Origin of the sequence: Salinispora sp. H7-4 (genome assembly GCF_013416675.1) — a bacterium.
GTDB classification, from domain to species: Bacteria; Actinomycetota; Actinomycetes; order Mycobacteriales; family Micromonosporaceae; genus Micromonospora; species Micromonospora vitiensis.
In genome coordinates, this window is record NZ_JABZED010000007.1 from 330,891 (window position 1) to 355,375 (window position 24,485).

The window sequence follows — 24,485 nt, forward strand, 5'->3', positions numbered from 1 at the left end:
GCGGGCCTGTCCACGCCACCGCATCAGGCTATTAGGAGAACTAAGCTATTGCCAAACCTTGGCAACAATAGATGACGTCGGTCACGTCGCCGCGCAGCCAGGGCAACCGAGGTGTGCCGACCGAGCGGGACCCACCGAGCGCCACGCACCGAAGCGGACCGGGAGCTGGCCCGGCGGTAGGGTCGCAGCCATGACCGCGCCTGCCCGCCTCTCCCCCGGCGACACCGCCCCCGACTTCACCCTCCCCACCGACAGCGGCGACCAACTCGCGCTGGCCGACCTCCGCGGTCGCAAGGTGTTGCTCTACGCCTACCCGGCCGCGATGACCCCCGGCTGCACCAAGCAGGCCTGCGACTTCCGCGATTCCCTCGCCTCGCTCCAGGCCGCCGGCTACGAGGTCGTCGGTATCTCCCCGGACAAGCCGGAGAAGCTCGCCAAATTCCGCGAGCGGGACGCGATCACGTTCCCGCTCGTCTCCGACACCGACCGGACGGTGCTCGCCGCGTACGGGGCGTACGGCGAGAAGCAGTCGTACGGCAGGACGGTCACCGGGGTCATCCGCTCGACGTTCGTCATCGACGCCGACGGGCGCATCGAGCGGGCGTTCTACAACGTCCGGGCGACCGGCCACGTCGCCAAGCTCCGTCGCGATCTCGGCCTGGACTGACGACGCCCGCCGGGCCGCGCCCCCACGTCCCGGGCTGGCTATCCGGTGACGCGCCGGAATGACCACCCGGGCGGGGCGCGGGCCCGCCGGGGAAGGCTCTAGACTCTTCCCGGCAAGCGGGAGTGGCGTAATTGGCAGCCGCGCAGGTCTTAGGAGCCTGTGTCCGAGAGGACGTGGGGGTTCGAGTCCCCCCTCCCGCACCACTCAGAGGGTCTCCACCAGCCGGAACCGCTCCAGCACCGCCAGCGTGTCGTCGTCCACGGTGAAGTCCGGGTCGCCGATCCACCCGCGGTAGTCCGCCCCGTGCCAGTACTTCTCGTGCCCCGCCCGCCAGGCGGCGACCGAGTCGTCCCCCTCGCCCTCGTCCCGGGCGTGGTCCAGGTCCACGTCGCCGAGCCGACTGACCCGCACCTCGGTCAGCTCGATGACGGCCACCCGGCGACCAGCGGAATCGATCACCGCCGCCCGGGTACCCGCCACCGGTAGCGCTTCCCCTTCGATCTCGTAGTCCTGGCGCAGGCCGGTCGTGGTGGTCTTGTCCCCCGCAAGCACCAGGGCGACCAGCCGGTCCCGCAACGGACCGGGGAAGGCGAACTCGAACAGTGGCAGGTCTGCGGTCATGGCGGGACCCTACCGAGGTGCGACGTGTCGGGCTCCTCACTTTCTCGGGTGGCGGTCTGCTCAGCCGGTCAGGATGAGCAGCGTGGCCCTCCGGTTCGTGCTCGACCCCGACCTGACGCCCGAGCTCCGCGCGGAGATCATCACGCTCTGGGTTGACGTCACCAACGCCGGTGGCGCCGTCGGCTTCGTCGCGCCGGTCACCGCCGCCGACGTGCGGACCATCGCCGATCCGACCCTCGCGGCGATCGCCGACGGGCCGGACCGGCTGCTCCTCGGCTACGCCGGCGACCGGCTCGCCGCGATGGCGATCTTCACCGACAACCGGTTTCACCTGAAGACCCACTATCGGGTCCTGACCCGGGTCATGGTCCACCCCGGCTGTCAGGGCGAGGGCTACGGCCTGGAGCTGATGCGCGCGGCGGAGCGGATCGGCCGCCGGTGGGGGCTCGCCGCGCTCCAGATCACCGTCCGGGACGGGTTGGGGCTGGACCGCTTCTACCGGCACCTCGGCTACCGCGAGGTGGGGCGGTTGCCGGGTGCGCTGCGGGTGGCAACGGACGATGATCGGGACGAGCTCCACATGTGGCTCGACCTGAACGCGGACCGACCCGGGTGATCAGCGATCCGGCCGGATCCGCTGCGGTCAGTCGGCGGGGACGACCTCGTCGCCGACGGCGACCCGGCCGGTCTCGACGGGCACCAGGTGCAGCCCGAATAGGAGCTTCTGCCGCACGTTGCGGTAGCGGCCGAGGGTGACCAGCGGCTCCTTCCCCCGGACCCCGGTCTCCTGGTCGGTGGTGGTGACCACGCAGCGACCAGCCGGGCCGGCGGCGCGGAAGGTGACACCACCGATGCGCACCGGGCGGGCGACCCAGTCGTCCTCCGCCCAGGCCGGCGCTCCAGTGATCACGAGGTTCGGGCGGAAACGGGTCATCGGCACCGGTGGCTCGCCGGCCTCGGCCAGCCATCCGTTGAGCGCGTCGAGCGAGGCGGTGCTGGCCAGCAGGATCGGGGCCTCGTCGGCGAAGCTGACCTGGCCACCCGGGTCATGCTCGCGGTCGGCGACGGGGATGTGGCGGGCCGGCCGGGCCAACCACACCAGGCGGGCCGGGCGGCCGAGGAACCGGCTGACCCAGGTCTCGGCGGCCACACCGGCGGCGTGCGCCCACACGTCCAGCTTGCGGCTGCGGAAGGTGCGCACGGCGATCGGGGCACCGTCCACCGGCTCCGCGACGTCCAGGTCGGGGTGGCCGGCGGCGCGCAGGGTGAGACCGCCGGTTCGGGCCACCGCGCGCAGCGCGACGAGGCTGCTGACCTCGCGTTGGGTGATGCCGATGCCCGCCGAATCGACGAGCATCCAGCGCCGGTCGCCGGCCAAGCCCCAGGGCAGCACCGGGGCGGCGTCGTGGTCCCGCCGCCGACACCCTTTGACGGGGTAGGTGTGCACAGCGCTCAGCCGCATCGGCTCACCTTGCCACTCGTACCCCGCCTCGCGCCGGCCGCAGCGGCCCGGTTGCCGATGAAAGTTTCTATGCATAAGGTCGAAACATGAATGAAGGATCCGTCGTGCCCCCGGGTGACCGGGTGCTGGACCTGTTCCACGGGGTTCGGCTCACCCCGACCCAGCGACGGATCGCGCACTGCCTCGTCCAGCAGGGCCCGGCGGTGGCGTACCTGTCGGCGGCGGAGGTCGCCGAGTTGGCCGGGGTGAGTCAACCCTCGGTCACCCGCTTCGCGATGGCCCTCGGCCACGACGGCTACCCCGCCCTGCGCCGCCACCTGCGGGAGCTGACCGCGACACCCCGCGGCGAACGACCGAACCCGGACAACGAACTCCAGCAGGCGGTCCGCGCCGAGATCGAAAACCTGGACCGGCTCGCCGACCAGTTCGCCGACCGGGACCAGGTCGCCGCCGCCGGCCGGCTCCTCGCCGCCAGCCACCCGCTGCCGGTGCTCGGCCTCCGCGCCGCCGCGCCGCTGGCCGCCTACTTCGCCTACTTCGCCGCCAAGGTGCTCCCGGACGTACGGGTCCTCGACGACGGTGGCAGCCTGCTCACCGACCGGATCGAACAGGCCGCCGAGGCCGGCGCGACCGCCCTGCTCGCCCTGGTGCTGCCCCGCTACCCCCGAGAGGCCCTCGACGCCCTACGGGAGGCCCGGACGGCGGGCCTGACCGTCGTCGCCATCACCGACTCGCCGGTCAGCCCGGCCCGCGAACACGCCGACGTGGTGCTACCCGCCGCCGTCGGCGCGCAGCTCGTGTTCGACCTACACACCGCACCGATGACCCTGGCCATGGTGCTACTCCAGGCGATCTGCGACGCCGCACCCGTACAAACCCAACGGCGGTTGGAGGCGTTCGAAGCCTCCGCCGCCCGTCGTCAGTTGTTCCTCGGTTAGGAGGTTCCCCCATGAACCAGCCGATCCGCGCCGCGCGCGGCACCACCCGCACCGCCCGGGGCTGGCCCCAGGAAGCCGCACGGCGGATGCTGATGAACAACCTCGACCCGGAGGTGGCCGAGCGCCCCGAAGACCTGGTCGTCTACGGCGGGACCGGGAAGGCCGCGCGGGACTGGCCGTCGTACCGCGCGCTGTTGGACACCCTCACCGACCTGCGCGACGACGAGACGATGCTGGTGCAGTCCGGCCGGCCGGTCGCGGTGATGCGGACCCACGAGTGGGCGCCGCGGGTGCTGCTGGCCAACTCCAACCTGGTCGGCGACTGGGCCACCTGGCCGGAGTTCCGCCGGCTGGAGCAGCTCGGCCTGACCATGTACGGGCAGATGACCGCCGGATCGTGGATCTACATCGGCACCCAGGGCATCCTCCAGGGCACCTACGAGACGTTCGCCGCCGTCGCCGCGAAGCGGTTCGGCGGGTCGCTGGCCGGCACGCTGACGCTGACCGCCGGCTGCGGCGGGATGGGTGGGGCACAACCGCTCGCCGTGACCATGAACGACGGTGCCTGCCTGATCGTGGACGTCGACCGCTCCCGCCTCGAACGCCGGGTACGCGAACGCTACCTGGACGAGGTCGCCGACTCACTCGACGACGCGGTGCAGCGGGCCACCGCCGCCCGCGACGAACGGCGGGCGCGCAGCATCGGCGTGGTCGGCAACGCGGCCACCATCTTCCCCGAGCTGCTGCGCCGCGGCGTCCCGGTGGATGTGGTCACCGACCAGACCAGCGCGCACGACCCGCTGTCGTACCTGCCGGAGGGGGTTGAGCTGGCCGACGCCCGCGACTACGCAGCGGCCAAACCGACGGAGTTCACCGACCGGGCCCGCGCGTCGATGGTCCGACACGTCGAGGCGATGGTGGGCTTCCTCGACGCAGGTGCCGAGGTCTTCGACTACGGCAACTCGATCCGCGGCGAGGCGCAGCTCGGTGGCTACCCCCGCGCCTTCGACTTCCCGGGTTTCGTGCCCGCCTACATCCGGCCGCTGTTCTGCGAGGGCAAGGGCCCGTTCCGCTGGGCGGCGCTCTCCGGCGACCCGGCCGACATCGCCGCCACCGACCGGGCGATCCTCGAACTCTTCCCGGAGAACGAGCAGCTGGCCCGCTGGATCCGGATGGCCGGCGACCGGGTGGCGTTCCAGGGGCTGCCGGCCCGGATCTGCTGGCTCGGCTACGGCGAACGGGACCGGGCCGGGGTACGGTTCAACGAGATGGTCGCGGCCGGAGAGCTCTCCGCGCCGGTGGTCATCGGTCGGGACCACCTGGACTGCGGTAGCGTCGCCAGCCCGTACCGGGAGACCGAGGCGATGGCCGACGGCTCCGACGCGATCGCCGACTGGCCGCTGCTCAACGCCCTGGTAAACACCGCCAGCGGGGCCTCCTGGGTCTCCCTGCACCATGGTGGCGGGGTCGGGATCGGCCGCTCCATCCACGCCGGCCAGGTCTGCGTCGCCGACGGCAGCGCCCTCGCCGGGCAGAAGATCGAACGAGTCCTCACCAACGACCCGGCGATGGGCGTCGTACGGCACGTCGACGCCGGCTACGACGAGGCCCGGCAGGTCGCCGAGCGGACCGGCCTGCAGATCCCGATGGCGACGGCGTAAGGAGAGCTCAGTGTTGACGCATCCGGTGGTGGAGGGCTCCCTTCCGCGCAGGTTCCGGCGGCTCTGGGACGAGATCGCGCCGATCGGCCGGGACGACCGTAGCGGCGGGTACCTGCGGTACGCGCTGACCGACCCGGAGCTGCGGCTGCGGGAGTGGTTCCGGGCCCAGGCCGACCAGCGCGACATGCCGGTGACCGAGGACGGCAACGGGAACCTCTTCGCCTGGTGGGGCGCCCCGGAGGCGGGGAACGCGGTGCTCACCGGCAGCCACTTCGACTCGGTACCGCACGGCGGGGCGTACGACGGGCCGCTCGGCATCGTCAGCTCCTTCCTCGCCGTGGACGAGCTCCGTGCCGCCGGCACCACCCCCAACCGGCCGATCGCGGTCGCCGCCTTCGTGGAGGAGGAGGGCGCCCGGTTCGGCGTACCGTGCCTGGGTTCCCGGCTGCTCACCGGGGCGCTGCCGGTCGAGCAGGCGGCCGAGCTGCGCGACCCGGGCGGGGTGAGCTTCGCCGAGGCGCTGGGCGGCCCACCGGCCGGCGCCCGGCCGGAGCTGCTCGGCCGCTTCGCCGCCTTCGTCGAGCTCCACGTCGAGCAGGGCCGGGCCCTGGTCGAGCAGGCCGCGCCGGTCGCCGTCGCCAGCGCGATCTGGCCGCACGGCCGGTGGCGTTTCGACTTCACCGGCGAGGGAAACCACGCGGGTACGACCCGGATGACGGACCGCCGCGACCCGATGCTCACGTACGCGTTCACGGTGCTCGCCGCCAACAAGGAGGCCCGGCGGCTCGGCGCCCACGCCACGGTCGGCCGGGTACGGGTGGAACCGAACGCCACCAACGCCATCCCGTCGGCGGTGACCGGCTGGCTGGACGCCCGCGCGGCCGAGCCGGAGACCCTCGCCGGGCTGGTCGAGGCGGTCCACGACCGGGCCGCCGAGCGGGCCCGACGCGACGGCACCGGGTTGCGGCTGACCGAGGAGTCGGCCACGCCCCTCGTCGCGTTCGACGGTGGGCTGGCCGACCGGCTCGCCCGACTGCTGGACGCGCCGGTGCTGCCGACCGGGGCCGGGCACGACGCCGGCGTGCTGGCCGGGCACCTGCCCACCGCGATGCTCTTCGTCCGCAACCCCACCGGGGTGTCGCACTCCCCCGCGGAGTCGGCGAACGACGACGACTGCGCGGCCGGGGTGCAGGCCCTCGCCGCCGCGCTGGAGGAGCTGACATGACCCGCTGGCTGGCCGAGTACGCGTGGCTACCCGAGCAGCCCGAGCCGACCCCGGACGTGCTGATCGAGACGGCTGCCGGCCGGATCACCGGGGTCACCCCGCTGGCCACCGGGGGCCGGCCGACCACCGGGGTCGAGGTCCTCGCCGACGCGGTCCGCCTGCCCGGGCTGACCCTGCCGGGGCTGGCCAACGCGCACTCGCACGCCTTCCACCGCGCGTTGCGCGGCCGCACCCACGGCGGTCGCGGCGACTTCTGGACCTGGCGGGACCGGATGTACGAGGTGGCCGCCCGGCTGGACCCGGAGAGCTACCTCGCACTCGCCCGCGCCGGGTACGCGGAGATGGCGCTGGCCGGAATCACGTGTGTCGGCGAGTTCCACTACCTGCACCACGGCCCGGACGGCACCCCGTACGGCGACCCGAACGCGATGGGGACCGCCCTAGTCGAGGCGGCGGCGCACGCCGGGATCCGGCTGACCCTGCTGGACGCCTGCTACCTGACCGCCAGCGTGGCCGGTGAGCCGCTGGCCGGGCCGCAGCGACGCTTCGGCGACGGCGACGCCCTGCGCTGGGCGAAGCGGGCGGCGGCGTTTGACCCCACCGACACCCACGTACGGGTGGGCGCGGCGATCCACTCGGTGCGCGCCGTGCCCGCCGACCAGCTGGCGACGGTGGCCGACGCGGCGCGGGAGCGGGGCGTCCCGCTGCACCTGCACCTCTCCGAGCAGCCGGCCGAGAACGATGCCTGCCGGGCCACGCACGGCTGCACCCCGACCCGGCTGCTGGCCGACCGGGGAGTCCTCGACCAGCACACCACCGCCGTGCACGCCACCCACCCCACCAGCTCGGACGTGATCCTGCTCGGGGAGAGCCGCACCGGGGTCTGCCTCTGCCCCACCACCGAGCGGGACCTCGCCGACGGGATCGGACCGGCCCGCCGGCTGGCCAACGCCGGCAGCCCGCTGAGTCTCGGCAGCGACAGCCACGCGGTGGTGGACCTCTTCGAGGAGGCGCGCGCGGTGGAGCTGGACGAGCGCCTGCGCACCCGGCAGCGCGGCCACTTCACCGTCGGCGAGCTGGTCACCGCGGCCACCTCCGCCGGGCACGCCGCCCTCGGCTGGGGCGACGCCGGCCGGCTCGCGGTGGGCGACCGGGCCGACCTGGTCACCCTCCGGCTGGACAGCCCGCGGACCGCGGGGGTACCGGCGGCCGGCGCGTTCTTCGCCGCCACCGCGGGGGATGTGCACCAGGTGGTGGTGGATGGCCAGGTGGTGGTGCAGGACGGACGGCACCGCAGCGTTGACGTCCCCACCGAGCTGGCCACGTCGATCGCGGAGGTGACCGGAGCGCATGGGTAGCCTGCTGCTGGACAACATCGGAGAGCTGGTCACCAACACGGCCGCCGGACAGGGGCCGCTGGGCATCCGCCGCGACGCTGCCGTGCTCGTCGAGGACGGCGTGGTGGCCTGGGTCGGCTCGAGCGGGGACGCGCCCGCCGCCGACCAACGTATCGACGCCGGGTCGGCGGCCGTGCTGCCCGGCTTCGTGGACAGCCATGCCCACCTCGTCTTCGCCGGGGACCGGGCGGTCGAGTTCGCCGCCCGGATGGCCGGCGAGCCGTACACCGGCGGCGGGATCCGCACCACGGTCGGCGCGACCCGGGCCGCCACCGACGACGAGCTACGCGCCACGGCCCGCCGGCTGCACGCGGAGGCGCTGCGGCAGGGCACCACCACCATCGAGATCAAGAGCGGGTACGGCCTCACCGTCGCCGACGAGGCCCGCTCGCTGCGGATCGCCGCCGAGGTGAGCGCGGAGACCACCTTCCTCGGGGCGCACCTCGTCCCCGCCGAGTACGCCGACCGGCCGGACGACTACGTAGACCTGGTCTGCGGCCCGATGCTCGCCGCCGCCGCGCCGTACGCCCGCTGGGTGGATGTCTTCTGTGAGCGGGGCGCCTTCGACGCCGACCACACCCGCGCGATCCTGACCCGTGGCCGGGCCGCCGGGCTGGACACCCGGCTGCACGCCAACCAGCTTGGTCCGGGCCCGGGAGTCCAGCTCGGGGTGGAGCTGGGGGTGGCCAGCGTCGACCACTGCACCCACCTCACCGACGCCGACGTTGACGCGCTCGTCGGGGCCGACGGAACGACCGTGGCCACCCTGTTGCCGGGGGCGGAGTTCTCCACCCGCTCGCCCTACCCGGATGCCCGGCGGCTGCTCGACGCGGGCGTGACCGTGGCGCTGGCCACCGACTGCAACCCCGGGTCGTCGTACACCTCGTCGGTGCCGTTCTGCATCGCGCTGGCCGTCCGGGAGATGCGGATGAGCCCCTCCGAGGCGGTCTGGGCGGCGACCGCCGGCGGCGCCGCGGCGCTGCGCCGCACCGACGTGGGTCGGCTGGCGCCGGGCGCCCGGGCCGACCTGATAGTCCTCGACGCCCCGTCCCACCTGCACCTGGCCTACCGGCCAGGGGTTCCACTGATCCGCCAGGTCCTGCACAACGGAGTACCGCAATGTCGACCGTAGTCATTCAGCCAACCGGGGTCACCCCCGCCGACGTGCTCGCCGTCGCCCGCGGCAACGCCAAGGTCGTCCTCGACCCGACGACGATCGACGCGATGGCCAACAGCCGGTCCGTCGTGGACGGGATCGAGGCCGCCGGCCAGCCGGTGTACGGCGTGAGCACCGGCTTCGGGGCGCTCGCCAACACCTTCGTCGCCCCGCAGCGGCGGGCCGAGCTACAGCACGCGCTGATCCGTTCGCACGCCGCCGGGGTGGGGACCGCCATGCCCCGCGAGGTGGTGCGGGCGATGATGCTGCTGCGCGTCCGTTCCCTCGCGTTCGGCCGCTCCGGGGTCCGGCCACTGGTCGCCACCGCCCTGGTTGACCTGCTCAACCACGATGTCACCCCGTGGGTGCCCGAGCACGGTTCGCTGGGGGCCTCCGGGGACCTGGCGCCGCTGGCGCACTGCGCGCTGGCGCTACTCGGCGAGGGCTGGGTGCTGGGCGCGGCCGGTGACCGGATCCCGGCCGGCGAGGCGCTGCGCCGGGCCGGTATCACGCCGATCGAGCTGGCCGCCAAGGAAGGGCTGGCGCTGATCAACGGCACCGACGGCATGCTCGGCATGCTGCTGATGGCCAACCACGACGCCGCGCACCTGTTCACCCTGGCCGACGTGACGGCCGCCCTGGCCATCGAGGCGATGCTCGGCACCGACCGGCCGTTCCAGCCCGAGCTGCACACCATCCGGCCGCACCCCGGGCAGGCCACCTCGGCGGCGAACATCCACCGCCTGCTCCAGGACTCGGCGGTGATGGCGTCGCACCGCGACGACGTGGTGCACGCGGTGCAGGACGCGTACTCGATGCGGTGCGCGCCGCAGGTCGCCGGCGCGGCACGGGACACCCTGGACTTCGCCCGACAGGTGGCGGGCCGGGAACTGGTCTCGGTGGTGGACAACCCGGTGGTCCTGCCGGACGGCCGGGTCGAGTCCACCGGGAACTTCCACGGCGCGCCGCTTGGTTTCGCCGCGGACTTCCTCGCCGTCGCCGCCGCCGAGGTCGGCGCGATCGCCGAGCGGCGGGTGGACCGGCTGCTCGACGTGACCCGCTCCCGGGACCTGCCGGCGTTCCTCTCCCCCGACGCCGGAGTCAACTCCGGGCTGATGATCGCCCAGTACACGGCGGCCGGCATCGTCGCGGAGAACCGTCGACTCGCCGCCCCCGCCTCGGTGGACTCCCTACCCACCAGCGGTATGCAGGAAGACCACGTGTCGATGGGCTGGGCGGCGACCAAGAAGCTGCGGACCGTCCTGGACAACCTGACCAGTCTGCTCGCGGTCGAGCTCCTCGCCGCGGTCCGCGGGCTCCAGCTCCGGGCACCGCTACAGCCGTCGCCGGCCGGACGGGCCGCCATCGCCGCGTTGGCCGGGGCCGCCGGTGAGCCCGGCCCGGACGTCTTCCTCGCCCCGGTGCTGGAGGCCGCCCGTACGGTGATCGCCGGCCCGGAGCTTCGGGCGGCGATCGAACATGAGATCGGGAAGCTGGCCTGACCCTCCTGCGCGGCCGGGCAGCGGCTGCCGGATTCGGTAGCCGCTGCCCGGGTACGGCCGGTCAGGCCGGCGGCAACACCTTGGCGACCAGCTTCGCCAGTTCGCGCAGCGCCTTGCCGCGGTGGCTGATCGCGTCCTTCTCCGCCGGCGTCAGCTCGGCGTTCGTCCGGTCCTGCCCGTCGCCGCGAAAGATCGGGTCGTAGCCGAAGCCACCGTCGCCGTGCGGCTCCCGCAGCAGGCGACCGGGCTGCCGGCCGTCCACCAGGTGCTCCTTGCCGCCGGGCAGCGCCAGGGCCACCGTGCAGACGAAGGACGCGCCCCGATGCTCGTCCGGCACGTCGGCGATCTGGTTCAGCACCAGCTGCAGGTTGGCGTGGTCATCACCGTGCTGGCCGGCCCAGCGGGCACTGAAGACACCGGGCATGCCGTTGAGCGCCTCCACCGCCAGGCCGGAGTCGTCGGCGATGGTGGGCAACCCGGTGCGCCGGCACCCCTCCCGGGCCTTGATCAGCGCGTTCTCGCCGAAGGTCAGGCCGGTCTCCGGCAGCTCCGGGTAGGCCTCGACGTCGTCCAGGCCGATCAGGGCGATCCGGTGCGCGCCCAGGGCCCCGTCGAGGATGCGTTGCAGCTCGATGAGCTTCTTCCGGTTCCGGGTGGCGAGCAGGACCTTGTTCATGCGGTGTCACCTTCGTTCACGACCACGGGAGCCAGCAGCGGAGCCGCCCTCACGAGAGCGCCTTCCGCTGGGCTTCGGCCAACTCCACACAGCCGGCGACGGCCAGGTCGAGCAGGGCGTCGAGCTGTCCCCGGCTGAAGACACCCGCCTCACCGGTGCCCTGCACCTCCACGAAGTCACCGGCGCCGGTGCAGACCACGTTCAGGTCGACCTCGGCGGTCGCGTCCTCGGCGTAGTTGAGGTCCAGTCGCGGCTCACCGGCGACGACGCCCACGCTCACCGCCGCCACCGAGCGGTGCATCACCGTCTCCGGCCGACCGGCGAGGGAGCGGCGGGTGGCGAGCCAGGTCACCGCGTCGTGCAGCGCCACGTACGCGCCGGTGATCGCGGCGGTACGGGTGCCGCCGTCGGCCTGGAGCACGTCGCAGTCCAGCAGGATGGAGTTCTCGCCCAGTGCCTTCAGGTCGATCGACGCGCGCAGGCTACGGCCGATCAGCCGGGAGATCTCGTGGGTACGCCCACCGACCCGCCCCTTGACACTTTCCCGGTCGGAGCGGGTGTTGGTGGCGCGGGGCAGCATGGCGTACTCGGCGGTGACCCAGCCGAGCCCGGAGCCCTTGCGCCAGCGGGGCACACCCTCGGTGACGCTCGCGGTGCAGAGCACCCGGGTGGCGCCGAACTCCACCAGCACCGAGCCCTCGGGATGGGAGCTCCAGCCGCGGGTCAGGGTCACCGGTCGGAGGTGGTCGGGCAGCCGCCCGTCAGGTCGCGCCATGTCTGCACCCTATGTGGTGGCGAGGGCGGCCCGCCCCGGGGTGTCCCCGGTCCGCTCGGCCCGCCGAAACGCGGGCCGACCCGCGCCGGTCAGACCTCGTAGCGGGCGCCCGGCCGGACCACCTCGAGCGGGCCGGCGTAGGCGGTGGCGGCGGACGTGACGGTCTGCGCCTCGCTGCCCCAGGCCGCCACGAGGTGGGTCAGCAGCAGCCGCCCGACGCCGGCCTTGGTGGCGACCTCGCCGGCCTCCCCGCCGGTCAGGTGCAGATCCGGCGGGTTGTCCACCCCGTCGAGGTAGCTCGCCTCGCAGAGGAACACGTCGGCCCCCTGGGCCAGCTGCAGCAGCGCCTCGCAGGGGGCGGTGTCGGAGGAGTAGCAGAGCACCCGACCGTTGTGTTCCAGCCGGACCCCGTACGTCTCGATCGGATGGTTGACCCGGTCGACGGTGACGGTCAGCGGTCCGATCGGGAAGGTGCCCGGGGTCAGGGCGGAGAACTGGTACACATCCTCGATGGTGTCGTCCGGCGCTCCGGCGAGAGCGGCGAGCCGCTCCGGTGTGCCCGCCGGGCCGTAGACCGGCAGCGGCGGGTAGGGGCCGTCCGGGGCGTACCGGCGAACCACCACGTAGAGCGCGGCGTCGAGGAAGTGGTCACCGTGCAGGTGGGTGAGGAGGACCGCGTCGGGGGCGTGGAGCCCCACGTAACGCTGAAGGGTCGACAGCGACCCGGAGCCGAAGTCGACCAGGAGCCGGAAGCCCGCGGCCTCGACCAGGTAGGCCGAGCAGGGGGAGTCCGGGCCGGGGAAACTCCCGGCGCAACCCAACACCGTCAGTCGCATTGAGTCGTCTCGCTGTCACATTCTGCAGTGTCCGGGCCGGTTGCCTCTCCACGGAGCATTGTCCCAACCGCCGTGTACGCCACGCTGCGCAGCCTACGCTCGGCCACCCGAACGCATGAATCATCCCCGGAAAGGTGTCACGAACGTGACACCGTCCCAATTGGTGGTTCAGGCCCAGAGCTGCCCCTCCAGCGCCTCCTCCGCCTCGGCCAGAGTGCCGTCGTACGCCCCGGTCGAGAGGTACTTCCAGCCGGCGTCGGCGACCACGAAGGCCACGTCGGCGCGGCGCCCCTCCCGCACCGCCTCGTGCGCCACCGCCAGCGCCGCGTGCAGGATCGCACCGGTGGAGAGCCCGGCGAAGAGGCCCTCCACCTCGACCAGCTGGCGGGTCCGCAGCACGGCGTCCCGGGTACCGACCGAGAAGCGCCGGGTGAGCACCGAGGCGTCGTACAGCTCCGGTACGTACCCCTCGTCGATATTGCGCAACCCGTACACCAGCTCGCCGTAACGCGGCTCGGCGGCCACGACCTGGACCCCCGGCACCTTTTCGCGCAGGTACCGCCCGGTGCCCATCAGCGTCCCCGTGGTGCCGAGTCCGGCCACGAAATGGGTGATCGTGGGCAGGTCCTGGAGTAGCTCCGGGCCGGTGGTCAGGTAGTGCGCCCTCGCGTTGGCCTCGTTTCCGTACTGGTACAGCAGGACCCAGTCGGGGTGCTCGGCAGCGATCTGCTTGGCGGTGGCGACGGCCTGGTTAGAGCCACCCGCCGCCGGCGAAAAGATGATCTCCGCCCCGTACATCCGCAGCAGCTGGACCCGTTCGGTGGAGACATTCTCCGGCATCACACACACCAGCCGGTACCCGCGCAGCTTCGCCACCATGGCCAGTGCGATACCGGTGTTCCCGCTGGTGGGCTCGAAGATCGTGGCACCCGGCCGGAGCCGGCCCGCCTCCTCGGCCGCGCGGACCATGAACAGCGCGGCCCGGTCCTTGACGCTGCCGGTCGGGTTGCGGTCCTCCAGCTTCGCCCAGAGCCGCACCGGCGGCGCCCCAGCGGACACCGCCGGCGCGAGCCGGGGCAGCCCGACCAGGGGCGTTCCGCCACCGGCGTCCAGCAGACTGTCGTAGCGCGCCACGGGGACCGCGCCCTCAGCGGACGGCTGGCGACCCGGCGCGCAGGCCGCGGGGACCGGCCACCGCGGCGAAGCCGAGGGCCCCACCCGCGACGGCCGGCAGGATGGTCACGCTGTCGCCGTCGTTGAGTTTGGCCTCCAACGCACCCAGGAAGCGGACATCCTCGTCGTTGATGTAGACGTTCACGAACCGGTGCAGCGCGCCGGTGTCGGTCACCAGGCGGCCCTTCAGCCCGTCGTGCCGGCTGTCCAGGTCGGCGAAGAGGTCGCCCAGCGTGTCGCCGGCCCCCTCGACGATCTTCGCACCGCCGGTGTGGCTGCGCAGGATGGTGGGGATACGAACTTCGATGGCCATGATGCGGTGCTCCTCGATCGGGGAATGCCGAAATGGTGACGGGACGTGGTGGGGTCTTACCGCGCTGGAGTCAGCGGCCAGAACACTCGTAGTCGACCGTCGCCGGGCTCTGCCCGAACATGTAGGACTGCACGGCGTGCGGGTCCACCCCGGCGTCCAGGATGCAGACCTTCTCCTCAGTCACCACGCCAGCCACGATCCGGAAGGAACGGATCTCCTCGGAGTCGGGCTCACGGGTGGAGACGAGCAGGTAGTGCGCGTCGGGCTCACCGGCGAGGGAGACGTCGGTGCGCGATGGGTACGCCTCGGTCGCGGTGTGCGAGTGGTAGATGACGACGGGCGCCTCGTCCCGGTCGTCCATCTCCCGCCACACCCGCAACTGCTCCATCGAGTCGAACTCGTAGAACGTCATGGAACGGGCGGCGTTCTCCATCGGGATGTGCCGAGTGGCACGGTCGCTACCGGCGGGACCGGCGACCACGCCACACGCCTCGTCCGGGTGGTCCCGGCGGGCATGGGCGACGATCGCATCCACGATCGCCCGGTCGATGCTCAGCACGCCGACCAGCGTAGCGTCTGCCGGTGCCGGCCGGCGAGGTGGCAGCGGTCACGGATCAGTCGATCAATGCGCTGAGCAGGGACTCCTGCAAATAGCCCAGGTACGCGTAGACCGACAGTTGGAACATCCGGCTGGAGCCCGGGTCCGTGGCGACCGCGTCATCGAGCTCAGCGCCGAGATCGGTGCTGTCCCGGATCTCCAGCCGGACGCCCATCGCCAGCCGGGCGTCGTTGAGCGCCCGCAGCCACGCCTCGGCCGCCTCGCTGTCGAGCCGAACCTCGCCACCGGCGTCGTCGGGGAGCGCCGCGAGGATCGCACCGGCCTGGTCGATCTTCGCCGTCTTCAGGTCGCCCTCGGTATAGTGACGAAACTCGGCGGCGTCCGCCGCGTCGTCCGGGTAGACCTCCGGGAAGAGCCGCACCACCACCGGGTCGGCGTGGTCGAACGCGTCGGTGAGCAGACCGACCACCTCGGTGGCGACCTTGCGCAGGACCCGGACCTCGTCTACCGCGAAGGTGGCCACGTAGTGGCCACTACAGCGCTGGAACATGCTCACGCCCGATCCACCGTCGCCCACAGCCCGTACGCGTGCAGCTGCGACGCGTCGTGCTCCATCCGCTCCCGGGTGCCGCTGGAGACGACCGCCTTGCCCTTGTGGTGAACGTCCAGCATGAGCTGCTCGGCCCGCCCGCGGCTGTAGCCGAACAACTTCTGAAAGACCCAGGTCACGTACGCCATCAGGTTGACCGGGTCATCCCAAACGATCGTCACCCACGGCCGGTCGGGCGCCGGCACCTGGTCGGTGTCCGGCGTCTCGAGTGGTGCAACCTGTGGAGCCGCCATGCCCCCATCGTGCCACCGGATCCGCCGAATCGAGGAACCGGAACCGCGACCGGTCACCGAGCGGCGCCATCGCGGGCGCCCCCGCCCGCGAGAGGGTGACGGCCGGCACTGCGGATGTTCCTGGGCTGGGACGCCGTGGACCGGGCGGGAACTCTAGGCTGAGCCGGGTGAGCACCCTGGGCCCCGCGCTGCTGACCGACCACTACGAGCTGACCATGGTTCGCGCCGCGCTGCAGGACGGCACCGCCGACCGCCGCTGCGTGTTCGAGGTGTTCAGCCGGCGGCTACCGACCGGTCGCCGCTACGGTGTGGTGGCGGGCACCGGCCGGTTGGTGGAGCTGATCCGGAATTTCCGCTTCGACGCGGACGAGGTGGACTTCCTGCGGCGAACCGGGGTGGTGGACGACGCCACCGCGCAGTGGCTCACCGCCTACCGCTTCACCGGCGACATCGACGGCTACGCCGAGGGGGAGCTCTTCTTCCCCGGATCGCCGATCCTCACCGTCTCGGGCACGTTCGCCGAGTGTGTCGTACTGGAGACACTGGTGCTGTCGGTGCTCAACCACGACTGCGCCACCGCGGCCGCAGCCACCCGGATGGTCACCGCCGCCCGGGGACGCACCCTGATCGAGATGGGCTCCCGCCGCACCCACGAGGAGGCGGCGGTGGCGACGGCCCGCGCGGCCTACCTGGCCGGCTTCCGGTTCACCTCCAACCTGGCCGCCGGCGAGCGCTACGGCATCCCCACCGCCGGCACCGCCGCGCACGCGTTCACCCTGCTGCACGAGGATGAGCGGACGGCGTTCGCCTCCCAGGTGGCGACGCTGGGCAAGGACACCACCCTGCTGGTCGACACGTACGACATCGGCCAGGGCATCCGCAACGCGATCGCGGTGGTCGGGCCGGACCTGCGGGCGATCCGGATCGACTCCGGCGACCTGGCGGTCATGGCGCAGCAGTCCCGGGACCTGCTCGACTCGCTCGGCGCCACCGAAACGAAGATCATCGTCTCCGGCGACCTCGACGAGTACGCCATCGCCGCGCTGGCCGCCGAACCAGTGGACATGTACGGCGCGGGTACCGCCGTCGTCACCGGCTCCGGCGCACCGACCGCCAGCCTGGTGTACAAGCTGGTCGAGGTCGAGGGGCGCCCGGTGGTCAAGCGCTCCGAGCGGAAGGCCACCATCGGCGGCCGCAAGGTGGCGGTCCGCCGGCACAAGCCGACCGGCACCGCCACCGAGGAGGTGATCGTGCCGCAGGGCGTACCGGAGCGGCAGCCCAACGACCGGCTGCTGCAACGCACCTACCTGGCGGGGGGTGCGGTGGCGGCGCAGCCGACGCTGGACGAGTCGCGGGAGCACCTGCGGCAGTGCCTGATCTCGATCCCTTGGGAAGGGTTGAAACTCTCCGCCGGCGATCCGGCCATCCCGGTCACGGTCATACCGGCCGACTGAAGGAGCAGCACATGGGCAATGCGCTAATCATCGTGGATGTGCAGAACGACTTCTGCGAGGGCGGCTCGCTCGCGGTCGGCGGCGGCGCCGGCGTCGCGGCCGGGGTCAGCCGGCTCCTCGCCGCCGCGCCGGACCGTTGGGACCACGTGGTGGCGACGAAGGACTACCACATCGATCCCGGGGCGCACTTCGGCGATCCGCCGGACTTCGTCGACTCGTGGCCCCCGCACTGCGTGGTGGGCACGCCCGGCTCGGAATTCCACCCCGACCTGGTCACCGACCGCATCGAGGTGATCTTCCACAAGGGCGAGCACGCCGCGGCGTACTCCGGCTTCGAGGGGCACACCGACCAGGGCGAATGCCTGGCCGACTGGCTCCGACGGCACGGGGTCGACCAGGTGGAGATCGTCGGGCTCGCCACCGACTTCTGCGTCCGGGCCACCGCGCTGGACGCGGCCGCGGAGGGGTTCCAGACCACCGTGCAGCTGGACCTGACCGCCGCCATCGGGCCCGAAACGGCCGACGCGGCACTACGGGCCTTCGCCGACGCCGGGGTCAACACCGAGGGAACGCCTGTGATCAGGGCCGCATGAGCCCAACAACACGTTGGTGAACGCCGGACCCACGGGCCAGGATGTCCCCCGGAGGTACGGACCGACGTGAACCTGAAGCCTTACCGGGCGGCGCTTGCCCTGCCCGGTCTCCGGGCCCTACTGATCGTGGCGGTGCTCGCCCGGATCCCGCTCACCACGATCGGTCTGACCCTGACGTTCTACGTCGTCCAGGACCTCGACCGGGGGTACGCCGCCGCCGGGCTGGCCGGCGCCGCGATCACCATCGGCGCGGCCCTCGGCGGCCCACTGCTGGGTCGCCTGATCGACCGGCGCGGCCTGCGGCCGGTACTGGTGTTGACCGCCGTCGCCGAGGCGGTGTTCTGGTCCACCGCGCCGCTGCTGCCGTACGCGCTGCTGCTGCCCGCCGCCTTCCTCGCCGGTTCGCTGGCGCTGCCGATCTTCGCGGTGGTCCGCCAGTCCATCGCGGCCATCGTGCCGGCGGAGGAGCGCCGGCCCGCGTACGCCCTGGACTCGGTCTCGGTGGAGTTGGCCTTCATGATCGGGCCGGCCCTGGCCACCCTCGCCGTCACCACCATCTCCGCCCGGACCACGCTGTATCTGGTGGGCGCCACCATCGTCGCCGCCGGCATCGGGCTCTTCCTACTCAACCCGCCGGTCCGGGGCGCCAGCGAAGCGGCCGTTCCGCGACGTAAGGTGCCGCGGCGGGAGTGGCTCACCGCCCGGATGGTCGCCGTGCTGGCCGTCAGCGCCGCCGCCACCGTGGTGCTGGGCGGCACCGACGTGGCCGTGATCGCGGTCCTGCGCGACAACGGCGATGTCGGCTTCACCGGCGTCGTGCTGGGCATCTGGGCGTTCGCCTCGCTGATCGGCGGCTTCGCGTACGGTGCGATCACCCGCTCCCCGTCACCGCTGGTGCTGCTGGCGGCGCTGGGCGTGGCCACGATCCCGGTCGGGCTGGCCGGAGCGAACTGGTGGCTGCTCAGCCTCGTGCTGATCCCCGCCGGCCTGCTCTGCGCCCCCACCATCGCCGCCACCTCGGACGCGGCCAGTCGCCTGGCCCCCGCGGACGCCCGCGGTGAGGCGATGGGGCTACACGGCTCCGCCATCACCGTCGGCGTCGCGGTCGGCGCCCCGCTGGCCGGAGCCGTCATCGACGCGTCCGCGCCGGCCTGGGGCTTCGCCGTGACCGGCGCGGTCGGCGCCCTGGTCGCCCTGGCGGTGCTCCCACTGCAGCTGCGCCGCCGCCGGGAGACCGAGGCACCGGCCCTCGTTGCTCCACCCGAGCTGACCCGCGCAGTCTGAGTGAAGTCAGAGTTCACATGGCAGTGGCTCGGTGCCGGTTCTAGCCGTGAGTGGCGAAGCCGTTGCGGCGGTGCCAGATGCGGCCTTTGAAGTCGCCTTGACGCCCTGGAGGAGCTGCGTTCCAACGACGGCCAGTCACTCAAGGATCAGATCGACCGGATCGCCGAGGCCACCGGTGCCGACAACCCCCCCAGGTGCGCTGACCGGGTGGGAGTTGCGGAGAGCCCGTCCCTACCTGCATCAGGTGGGACGGGCCCCTCGTGGATCCGACGAACTCGGTTCGCTATCCGGCGCAGCCGGGTACATCGCCGGAGCAGTTGTCCGGTCGATTCTTGACCACAGTGGTTCCAGTGGCGGTGTTCAACTCGACCGTTCCGTTGGGCTCGTTGAAGATGCCACCACCTTGTACACCGGCGATATTCTTGACCACCTTCGTAGCAAAGAGGGTGGCTGTTGAGGTGGATTCGTTGTTTATGCCACCACCCTCGTCACCTGCCTGGTTGCCGATTATCTTTGTGCGTCGCAGAACCAGACTTCCGGCGCTGTAGATTCCGCCACCATCGGCGGTGGCGGCGGGGGCGGTGTTATTCTTAATGAGGCTGTCTTCGATGACAACGGAGGCTTCTGGATTTGACCGTAGTCCGCCACCATCGTTTTCGGTGGAGGTGTTTTCGGCAAGGGTGCTGCGCCGGAGCGTGAATTGCCCACTTCCTACGAAAATTCCGCCAGTGCCTGTGGTGGCATTGTCCGTGACTCGGGTATCTGTGACGATTCCGACGCCACTTTCCATGATAAGGCCACCGGCAAGGCTTTGAGCGTAATTGGCGGCAATAGCGCTGTTCTCGATCCGGGCCGCTCCTTCCGTACTTACTCCACCCCCCAGATCCGCAGTATTGGCGGATATGTAAGATTTACTGATCTCGAGCACGGCAGTGCTGCCGACACCCCCGCCGGAGAAAGCAGCGGTGTTGCGGTCGACTGTAGAGTGATTGATTCGAGTGATGCCGAAATTGGAGATGCCGCCACCTGCGGCGCCGGCGATGTTGCGGGTGATGGTGCTGCGGTTGGCGGTAAGTGTCCCACCTGCATTGACGAGAACTGCGCCGCCGTTGCTGGTGCTGTGGCCGCCGGTGATTGTCAGGTGGTTGATGGTGAGGTCGCCGCCTGTGTCGACGGTGAGGATTCTGAACTGGTCGGTGGCGGCGGCGCGTTTGATGGTGGTGCCTGTACCGCCGTTGAGGATGATCGGAGTGGTGATGGCAGGCAGGCCGGCGCCGTCGATATCGGCGGTGAGTAGGTAGGTGCAGTCTTTGGCGAGGTCGAGGACTGCACCACCGTGGGCGTTGGCCAGAGTGATCGCCGCAACCAGCGCATCGGCGCTACACGGGACCGGTGCGCCCTTGCGTCTGTCCTGCTCTCCCTTGCCCTTGTGGCCCTTGTTGTCGGTGGAGGCGTGGTCGGGCTTTCCCGGCCGGTCGTCGGCGGCGGCGGCGAGAGGGCCATCGACGGTGCCGATAGCCGGCGCTCCGCCCAGGCCGAGGCTGGTGGTGAGGGCCAAGCCGGTCACACCGGCCAGCCGGACGGCCCACCATCGTGACCTCGCCCGGCGCGCACCTGGTCGGTCCGGTTCGTGTACATGGCACTGGTAGTTCATCGCGGTATTGACATCCTTCCCCGTTAAGGATGAGAACCACCACCCAGATGACGGGACCCGGTGATGTCCCTCGGCTCCAAGGCGGGCGGCAGCAACCGCACTAAGCTAGAGCGACACCAACCCCAACCAGGACATGAACACGAAAACATGCCTGAACGAGACCTGAAGCCGCCGTGGCATCAGGCACACCACGGCGGGGGTGCCAGGCGCGACATCCGTGGCTTCCCCCGGCGGGCCCCGGCAGGGGTGGGGACGCCGTTGTCGCACCGGTGGACTACCGGGGTGGTTCGTCAGTGGCTACTGGGAGCTCCACCGCTACGGCGACCCAGCAGCCACGGGTGGGTAATCCCTGAACACGGTGGAGGGGGTGGATGGGGTGGTCACGCCCTGGGTGGGGTGCTGCCCGGGCCCGCCCCGGTACGAGACCGACGACGGGCGCCGGCCCGGGTGTTCCCCGGAGCGGCGCCCGTCGTCGGTCTCGTACGGCGAAGCGTCAGTTGCGGTCCTGGTCGCCCGCCACGTCCTGGCTGGCGCCATCGTCGGCTTCCCTGGTCAGTAGCTTGACCCCACCCTCCGCCGGGCCGGCCGGCAGGGTCTGCCCGGTGGCCAGCTCGGGGAACTTGTGGTCGAACGCGGGCCGCTCGGAACGGATCCGTGGCATCCGGTCGAAGTTGCGCAACGGCGGCGGCGAGCTGGTCGCCCACTCCAACGAGTTGCCGTACCCCCACGGGTCATCGACCTCGACCACCGGACCCGACTTGTACGACTTCCAGCAGTTGTAGATGAACGGCAAGGTCGAGATGCCGGTGATGAACGCACCGACAGTGGAGATCATGTTCAGCGTCGTGAAGCCGTCGATGGCCTGGTAGTCGGCGTACCGCCGGGGGAAGCCCTCGTTACCGAGCCAGTGCTGCACCAGGAAGGTGGTGTGGAAGCCGATCATGGTCAGCCAGAAGTGCACCCGGGCCAGCCGCTCGTCGAGCATCCGGCCGAACATCTTCGGGAACCAGAAGTAGATGCCGGCGAAGACGGCGAAGACGATCGTGCCGAAGAGCACGTAGTGGAAGTGGGCCACCACGAAGTACGAGTCGGAGACGTGGAAGTCCAGCGGCGGGCTGGCCAGCAGCACCCCGGTGAGACCACCGAAGAGGAAGGTGACCAGGAAGCCGATCGCGAAGAGCATCGGTGACTCGAAGCTGATCTGCCCCCGCCACATGGTGCCGATCCAGTTGAAGAACTTCATGCCGGTGGGGACGGCGATGAGGAAGCTCAGGAAGCTGAAGAAGGGCAGCAGCACCTGGCCGGTGGCGAACATGTGGTGCGCCCAGACGCTCATCGACAGGGCGGCGATGGCGACGGTCGCGGCGACCAGACCCTTGTAGCCGAAGATCGGCTTGCGGGAGAAGACCGGAATGATCTCGGAGATGATGCCGAAGAACGGCAGCGCGATGATGTACACCTCGGGGTGCCCGAAGAACCAGAAGAGGTGCTGCCAGAGCAGCGGCCCGCCGGTCGCCGGGTCGTACACGTGGGCACCGAGGATGCGGTCGGCGGCGAGCGCGAAGAGCGCGGCGGCCAGCAGCGGGAAGATCAGCAACGCCAGCAGGCTGGTGACCAGCATGTTCCAGGTGAAGATCGGCATCCGGAACATGGTCATGCCGGGCGCGCGGAGGGTCAGGATCGTGGTGATCATGTTGACCGAGCCGAGGATCGTGCCCAGACCGGAGATCGCCAGACCGACGACCCACATGTTGGCGCCCACGCCCGGCGAGTGCTCCACGCTACTCAGCGGGGTGTAGGCGAACCAGCCGAAGTCGGCAGCGCCACCCGGGGTGATGAAGCCGGCGGTGGTCAGGGTGCCACCGAAGAGGAAGAGCCAGTAGGCGAAGCTGTTCAGCCGCGGGAAGGAGACATCCGGGGCGCCGATCTGGATCGGCACCAGGTAGTTGCCGAAGGCGAAGACGATCGGCGTCGCGAAGAACAACAGCATGATCGTGCCATGCATCGTGAACAGCTGGTTGAACTGCTCGGGCGACAGGAACTGCAGCCCGGGCCGCGCCAGCTCCGCCCGCATGATCAGGGCCATCAGCCCGCCGATCATGAAGAACGCGAACGCGGTGACCATATACATGATCCCGATCTGCTTCGCGTCCGTGGTGCGCAGCAGCCGCGCGAGGGCCGACCCCTGAACCGGCTCTCGGACCGGCCAGGGCCGGGTCTCGACCGGCTTGGGTGCGACGGTGGTCACGAGTGGCCTCCGGTTCTCGGTTGTCCCGCTCGGCGCGCTGTGCGGTAAGCGGCCGTCATCCGCAAGGAGGATAGTCCCCGACAGGTCGCCCGGCTGCGTGGGGTGGCCGGGTACTCTGCCCGGACCCGGGGCGCGGGTTCGCTGTCCGCCTCCGGGGAGGGCACCCGATTGGACTCACAGTGGTCCCAGGAGCAGTCGGTAGTGCTCGCCGAAAATACGCCCACCCCGCCCACGCAACAACGGGTCCCGCAACGCCGGTGCGACGTCCCGGGTCCGGTTGCGGTCCCGGGTCCGGTCCCGCACCCAGCGGGTCCGCGGGCGGCGGCGGCTCTCGTACGCCGTCAGGGCCGCGTCGATGTCATCGGTCGACTTCCGCAGCGACTCGGCGAGCACGACGGCGTCCTCAAGCGCCATCGCGGCCCCCTGCGACAGGGTCGGCGCGGTGGCGTGCGCGGCGTCCCCGACCAGCAGCACCCGACCCCGGTGCCAACGACCCAGCTCGACCTCCTCGGTCACGGTGGCATGCACCTGGTCCAGACAGTCCAGCACCTCGGGGATCGGTCCACCGTAGTCGCCGAACAACTCATCGAGCCGGGCCAGCGGATCGGCCGGCGCGACGGCGCCGGTCTCGTCGGCGTAGCAGTACAGCCGACCGGGGCCAACCGGAACGATCAGGAAGCCGGCCCGGTGGCCGAGCAACGCGGTCCACTCCGCCACCGGTGGTCCGTCGCGCACCACGGCCCGGTAGACCACCTGACCGGTGGGGCGGGGCGGGCCACCCAGCGCGGCGAGGGCGCGGACCTCGGATCGCGGACCGTCGGCGCCGATCACCAGGTCGTACTCGGCGGTGACACCGTCGGCGAAGGTGATGCCGACAGTCGTCGGGAAGAGGTCAACGGCGTCGAGCCCGACTCCGTACCGCACGGCTCCGCCGGCGGCGCTGAACAGGACACGATGCAGGTCGCTGCGGAGCAACGCCCGGCACTGGCCGACGCCGGACCAGAGCGCGTCGAGGTCGACCTCGCAGAGCGGCGCGCTGGTGGCGTCGCGGAAATACTGCCGGTGGATCACCTGGCCAAGCGGGCGGACCGGGCCGTCCAGGTCGAGCCGGCGCAGCGCCCGGTCCGCGTTGCCCGGCAGGTACAGGCCGCTGTCCACCAGGTCATCGGGGCTGAGCTTGTCGATCAGATCCGGTCGGAAGCCCGCCATCCGCAGCGCCCGGGCCACCGCAAGACCGGCGAGACCCGCACCGACGACGAGAATGCGCAGGGGGAAGCCACCCATGGTGGTGTACGCCTCCGGGAGGGGTCGGGGGGCACGCGTTGGAGGCAAGACATTACTTGGAGCGATCGGCCCGCACCAGGGTTCGGCCGTCACCGCCATTCGCCGGAAGCCCGGCAACTCATTGGAAGCCCGGCAACTCGGCAGGTGGCCGGCAACTCGGCGGG

At 71.4% G+C, this 24,485-nt stretch carries 24 protein-coding genes and 1 tRNA gene; 12 read left to right on the plus strand and 13 right to left on the minus strand.

The window, feature by feature from the left end:
* The first annotated feature begins 190 nt into the window (after window positions 1-190).
* Together bcp and H0524_RS09365 are read left to right on the plus strand one after the other, a co-directional pair.
* Window positions 191-667 (plus strand): thioredoxin-dependent thiol peroxidase, encoded by a 477-nt coding sequence (gene bcp, locus H0524_RS09360; RefSeq protein ID WP_180198280.1) that lies wholly within the window; start codon window positions 191-193, stop codon window positions 665-667.
* Window positions 668-783: 116 nt separating this feature from the next.
* Window positions 784-870: transfer RNA gene (locus H0524_RS09365), tRNA-Leu, on the plus strand.
* Between the two features lies 1 nt (window position 871).
* Here H0524_RS09365 and H0524_RS09370 read toward each other — a convergent pair.
* Window positions 872-1,288, minus strand: coding sequence for an ASCH domain-containing protein (locus tag H0524_RS09370; protein WP_180198281.1), 417 nt, complete (start codon window positions 1,286-1,288; stop codon window positions 872-874).
* Between the two features lie 73 nt (window positions 1,289-1,361).
* Between H0524_RS09370 and H0524_RS09375 the strand changes: the two genes are divergently transcribed.
* Window positions 1,362-1,904, plus strand: coding sequence for a GNAT family N-acetyltransferase (locus H0524_RS09375; protein ID WP_180198282.1), 543 nt, complete (start codon window positions 1,362-1,364; stop codon window positions 1,902-1,904).
* A gap of 27 nt (window positions 1,905-1,931) precedes the next feature.
* Here H0524_RS09375 and H0524_RS09380 read toward each other — a convergent pair whose 3' ends face one another.
* Window positions 1,932-2,750, minus strand: coding sequence for an MOSC domain-containing protein (locus H0524_RS09380; RefSeq protein ID WP_180198283.1), 819 nt, complete (start codon window positions 2,748-2,750; stop codon window positions 1,932-1,934).
* Between the two features lie 86 nt (window positions 2,751-2,836).
* Here H0524_RS09380 and H0524_RS09385 point away from each other — a divergent pair, with 86 nt between their 5' ends.
* Genes H0524_RS09385 through hutH form a run of 6 tightly spaced genes read left to right on the plus strand, consistent with a single transcriptional unit; the run spans window position 2,837 to window position 10,629 of the window.
* Window positions 2,837-3,688: a MurR/RpiR family transcriptional regulator gene (locus tag H0524_RS09385; RefSeq protein ID WP_180198284.1), complete on the plus strand. Its 852-nt coding sequence runs from the start codon at window positions 2,837-2,839 to the stop codon at window positions 3,686-3,688.
* Between the two features lie 11 nt (window positions 3,689-3,699).
* On the plus strand, window positions 3,700-5,349 hold the full coding sequence (hutU, locus tag H0524_RS09390; RefSeq protein ID WP_180198285.1) for a urocanate hydratase: 1,650 nt from the start codon (window positions 3,700-3,702) through the stop codon (window positions 5,347-5,349).
* 10 nt (window positions 5,350-5,359) lie between these two features.
* On the plus strand, window positions 5,360-6,574 hold the full coding sequence (locus tag H0524_RS09395) for an allantoate amidohydrolase (RefSeq protein ID WP_180198286.1): 1,215 nt from the start codon (window positions 5,360-5,362) through the stop codon (window positions 6,572-6,574).
* Window positions 6,571-7,932 carry a formimidoylglutamate deiminase gene (locus tag H0524_RS09400; protein ID WP_180198287.1) on the plus strand — a complete coding sequence of 454 codons (1,362 nt, stop codon included), beginning with the start codon at window positions 6,571-6,573 and terminating at the stop codon, window positions 7,930-7,932. Before H0524_RS09395 ends, H0524_RS09400 begins: the two co-directional genes overlap by 4 nt.
* A complete protein-coding gene (gene hutI / locus H0524_RS09405; protein WP_180198288.1) occupies window positions 7,925-9,103 on the plus strand; it encodes an imidazolonepropionase in 1,179 nt (392 codons plus the stop codon). Before H0524_RS09400 ends, hutI begins: the two co-directional genes overlap by 8 nt.
* Entirely contained in the window at window positions 9,091-10,629 is a 1,539-nt protein-coding gene (gene hutH, locus H0524_RS09410) for a histidine ammonia-lyase (RefSeq protein WP_180198289.1), read from the plus strand. The genes hutI and hutH overlap by 13 nt, the downstream gene beginning before the upstream one ends.
* A gap of 61 nt (window positions 10,630-10,690) precedes the next feature.
* Here the strand turns inward: hutH and rdgB are convergent, their stop codons facing one another.
* The 8 genes from rdgB to clpS form a co-directional block, all read right to left on the minus strand.
* Window positions 10,691-11,305: an RdgB/HAM1 family non-canonical purine NTP pyrophosphatase gene (gene rdgB, locus H0524_RS09415; protein ID WP_018725792.1), complete on the minus strand. Its 615-nt coding sequence runs from the start codon at window positions 11,303-11,305 to the stop codon at window positions 10,691-10,693.
* 49 nt (window positions 11,306-11,354) lie between these two features.
* The gene (gene rph / locus H0524_RS09420; protein ID WP_180198290.1) at window positions 11,355-12,080 is read right to left on the minus strand and encodes a ribonuclease PH; all 726 of its coding nucleotides are present in this window, start codon (window positions 12,078-12,080) and stop codon (window positions 11,355-11,357) included.
* A gap of 89 nt (window positions 12,081-12,169) precedes the next feature.
* Window positions 12,170-12,916 (minus strand): MBL fold metallo-hydrolase, encoded by a 747-nt coding sequence (locus tag H0524_RS09425; protein ID WP_180198291.1) that lies wholly within the window; start codon window positions 12,914-12,916, stop codon window positions 12,170-12,172.
* Between the two features lie 168 nt (window positions 12,917-13,084).
* Entirely contained in the window at window positions 13,085-14,050 is a 966-nt protein-coding gene (locus H0524_RS09430) for a PLP-dependent cysteine synthase family protein (RefSeq protein WP_180198292.1), read from the minus strand.
* A gap of 13 nt (window positions 14,051-14,063) precedes the next feature.
* A complete protein-coding gene (locus H0524_RS09435; RefSeq protein WP_180198293.1) occupies window positions 14,064-14,402 on the minus strand; it encodes a MoaD/ThiS family protein in 339 nt (112 codons plus the stop codon).
* 70 nt (window positions 14,403-14,472) lie between these two features.
* A complete protein-coding gene (locus H0524_RS09440; protein WP_180198294.1) occupies window positions 14,473-14,961 on the minus strand; it encodes a Mov34/MPN/PAD-1 family protein in 489 nt (162 codons plus the stop codon).
* A gap of 55 nt (window positions 14,962-15,016) precedes the next feature.
* On the minus strand, window positions 15,017-15,511 hold the full coding sequence (locus tag H0524_RS09445) for a DUF2017 domain-containing protein (protein WP_180198460.1): 495 nt from the start codon (window positions 15,509-15,511) through the stop codon (window positions 15,017-15,019).
* Between the two features lie 2 nt (window positions 15,512-15,513).
* Window positions 15,514-15,804, minus strand: coding sequence for an ATP-dependent Clp protease adapter ClpS (gene clpS / locus H0524_RS09450; protein ID WP_018218759.1), 291 nt, complete (start codon window positions 15,802-15,804; stop codon window positions 15,514-15,516).
* Window positions 15,805-15,971: 167 nt separating this feature from the next.
* Here clpS and H0524_RS09455 point away from each other — a divergent pair, with 167 nt between their 5' ends.
* From H0524_RS09455 to H0524_RS09465, 3 genes are all read left to right on the plus strand, one after another.
* Window positions 15,972-17,258 (plus strand): nicotinate phosphoribosyltransferase, encoded by a 1,287-nt coding sequence (locus H0524_RS09455; protein ID WP_180198295.1) that lies wholly within the window; start codon window positions 15,972-15,974, stop codon window positions 17,256-17,258.
* Window positions 17,259-17,269: 11 nt separating this feature from the next.
* Complete coding sequence (locus H0524_RS09460) at window positions 17,270-17,851, plus strand: isochorismatase family protein (RefSeq protein ID WP_180198296.1); 582 nt, start codon at window positions 17,270-17,272, stop codon at window positions 17,849-17,851.
* 66 nt (window positions 17,852-17,917) lie between these two features.
* Complete coding sequence (locus H0524_RS09465; RefSeq protein WP_180198297.1) at window positions 17,918-19,135, plus strand: MFS transporter; 1,218 nt, start codon at window positions 17,918-17,920, stop codon at window positions 19,133-19,135.
* Between the two features lie 283 nt (window positions 19,136-19,418).
* Here H0524_RS09465 and H0524_RS09470 read toward each other — a convergent pair whose 3' ends face one another.
* From H0524_RS09470 to H0524_RS09480, 3 genes are all read right to left on the minus strand, one after another.
* Window positions 19,419-20,789, minus strand: coding sequence for a right-handed parallel beta-helix repeat-containing protein (locus H0524_RS09470; protein WP_180198298.1), 1,371 nt, complete (start codon window positions 20,787-20,789; stop codon window positions 19,419-19,421).
* Between the two features lie 493 nt (window positions 20,790-21,282).
* Complete coding sequence (gene ctaD / locus H0524_RS09475; protein ID WP_180198299.1) at window positions 21,283-23,037, minus strand: cytochrome c oxidase subunit I; 1,755 nt, start codon at window positions 23,035-23,037, stop codon at window positions 21,283-21,285.
* A 174-nt stretch (window positions 23,038-23,211) separates the two neighbouring features.
* The gene (locus tag H0524_RS09480; RefSeq protein ID WP_180198300.1) at window positions 23,212-24,321 is read right to left on the minus strand and encodes an FAD-dependent monooxygenase; all 1,110 of its coding nucleotides are present in this window, start codon (window positions 24,319-24,321) and stop codon (window positions 23,212-23,214) included.
* Between the last annotated feature and the right edge of the window lie 164 nt (window positions 24,322-24,485).

What these genes read in the sequence shown, in the direction of transcription:
- hutU (WP_180198285.1), top strand. Translation starts at nt 3,700, where the DNA reads ATGAACCAGCCGATCCGCGCCGCGCGCGGCACCACCCGCACCGCCCGG.
- clpS (WP_018218759.1), bottom strand. Translation starts at nt 15,804, where the DNA reads ATGGCGGCTCCACAGGTTGCACCACTCGAGACGCCGGACACCGACCAG.
- H0524_RS09385 (WP_180198284.1), top strand. Translation starts at nt 2,837, where the DNA reads ATGAATGAAGGATCCGTCGTGCCCCCGGGTGACCGGGTGCTGGACCTG.
- H0524_RS09435 (WP_180198293.1), bottom strand. Translation starts at nt 14,402, where the DNA reads ATGGCCATCGAAGTTCGTATCCCCACCATCCTGCGCAGCCACACCGGC.
- bcp (WP_180198280.1), top strand. Translation starts at nt 191, where the DNA reads ATGACCGCGCCTGCCCGCCTCTCCCCCGGCGACACCGCCCCCGACTTC.
- H0524_RS09400 (WP_180198287.1), top strand. Translation starts at nt 6,571, where the DNA reads ATGACCCGCTGGCTGGCCGAGTACGCGTGGCTACCCGAGCAGCCCGAG.
- rph (WP_180198290.1), bottom strand. Translation starts at nt 12,080, where the DNA reads ATGGCGCGACCTGACGGGCGGCTGCCCGACCACCTCCGACCGGTGACC.
- H0524_RS09480 (WP_180198300.1), bottom strand. Translation starts at nt 24,321, where the DNA reads ATGGGTGGCTTCCCCCTGCGCATTCTCGTCGTCGGTGCGGGTCTCGCC.
- H0524_RS09470 (WP_180198298.1), bottom strand. Translation starts at nt 20,789, where the DNA reads ATGAACTACCAGTGCCATGTACACGAACCGGACCGACCAGGTGCGCGC.
- hutI (WP_180198288.1), top strand. Translation starts at nt 7,925, where the DNA reads ATGGGTAGCCTGCTGCTGGACAACATCGGAGAGCTGGTCACCAACACG.
- H0524_RS09460 (WP_180198296.1), top strand. Translation starts at nt 17,270, where the DNA reads ATGGGCAATGCGCTAATCATCGTGGATGTGCAGAACGACTTCTGCGAG.
- H0524_RS09370 (WP_180198281.1), bottom strand. Translation starts at nt 1,288, where the DNA reads ATGACCGCAGACCTGCCACTGTTCGAGTTCGCCTTCCCCGGTCCGTTG.
- H0524_RS09380 (WP_180198283.1), bottom strand. Translation starts at nt 2,750, where the DNA reads ATGCGGCTGAGCGCTGTGCACACCTACCCCGTCAAAGGGTGTCGGCGG.
- H0524_RS09425 (WP_180198291.1), bottom strand. Translation starts at nt 12,916, where the DNA reads ATGCGACTGACGGTGTTGGGTTGCGCCGGGAGTTTCCCCGGCCCGGAC.
- hutH (WP_180198289.1), top strand. Translation starts at nt 9,091, where the DNA reads ATGTCGACCGTAGTCATTCAGCCAACCGGGGTCACCCCCGCCGACGTG.
- H0524_RS09375 (WP_180198282.1), top strand. Translation starts at nt 1,362, where the DNA reads ATGAGCAGCGTGGCCCTCCGGTTCGTGCTCGACCCCGACCTGACGCCC.
- H0524_RS09445 (WP_180198460.1), bottom strand. Translation starts at nt 15,511, where the DNA reads ATGTTCCAGCGCTGTAGTGGCCACTACGTGGCCACCTTCGCGGTAGAC.
- rdgB (WP_018725792.1), bottom strand. Translation starts at nt 11,305, where the DNA reads ATGAACAAGGTCCTGCTCGCCACCCGGAACCGGAAGAAGCTCATCGAG.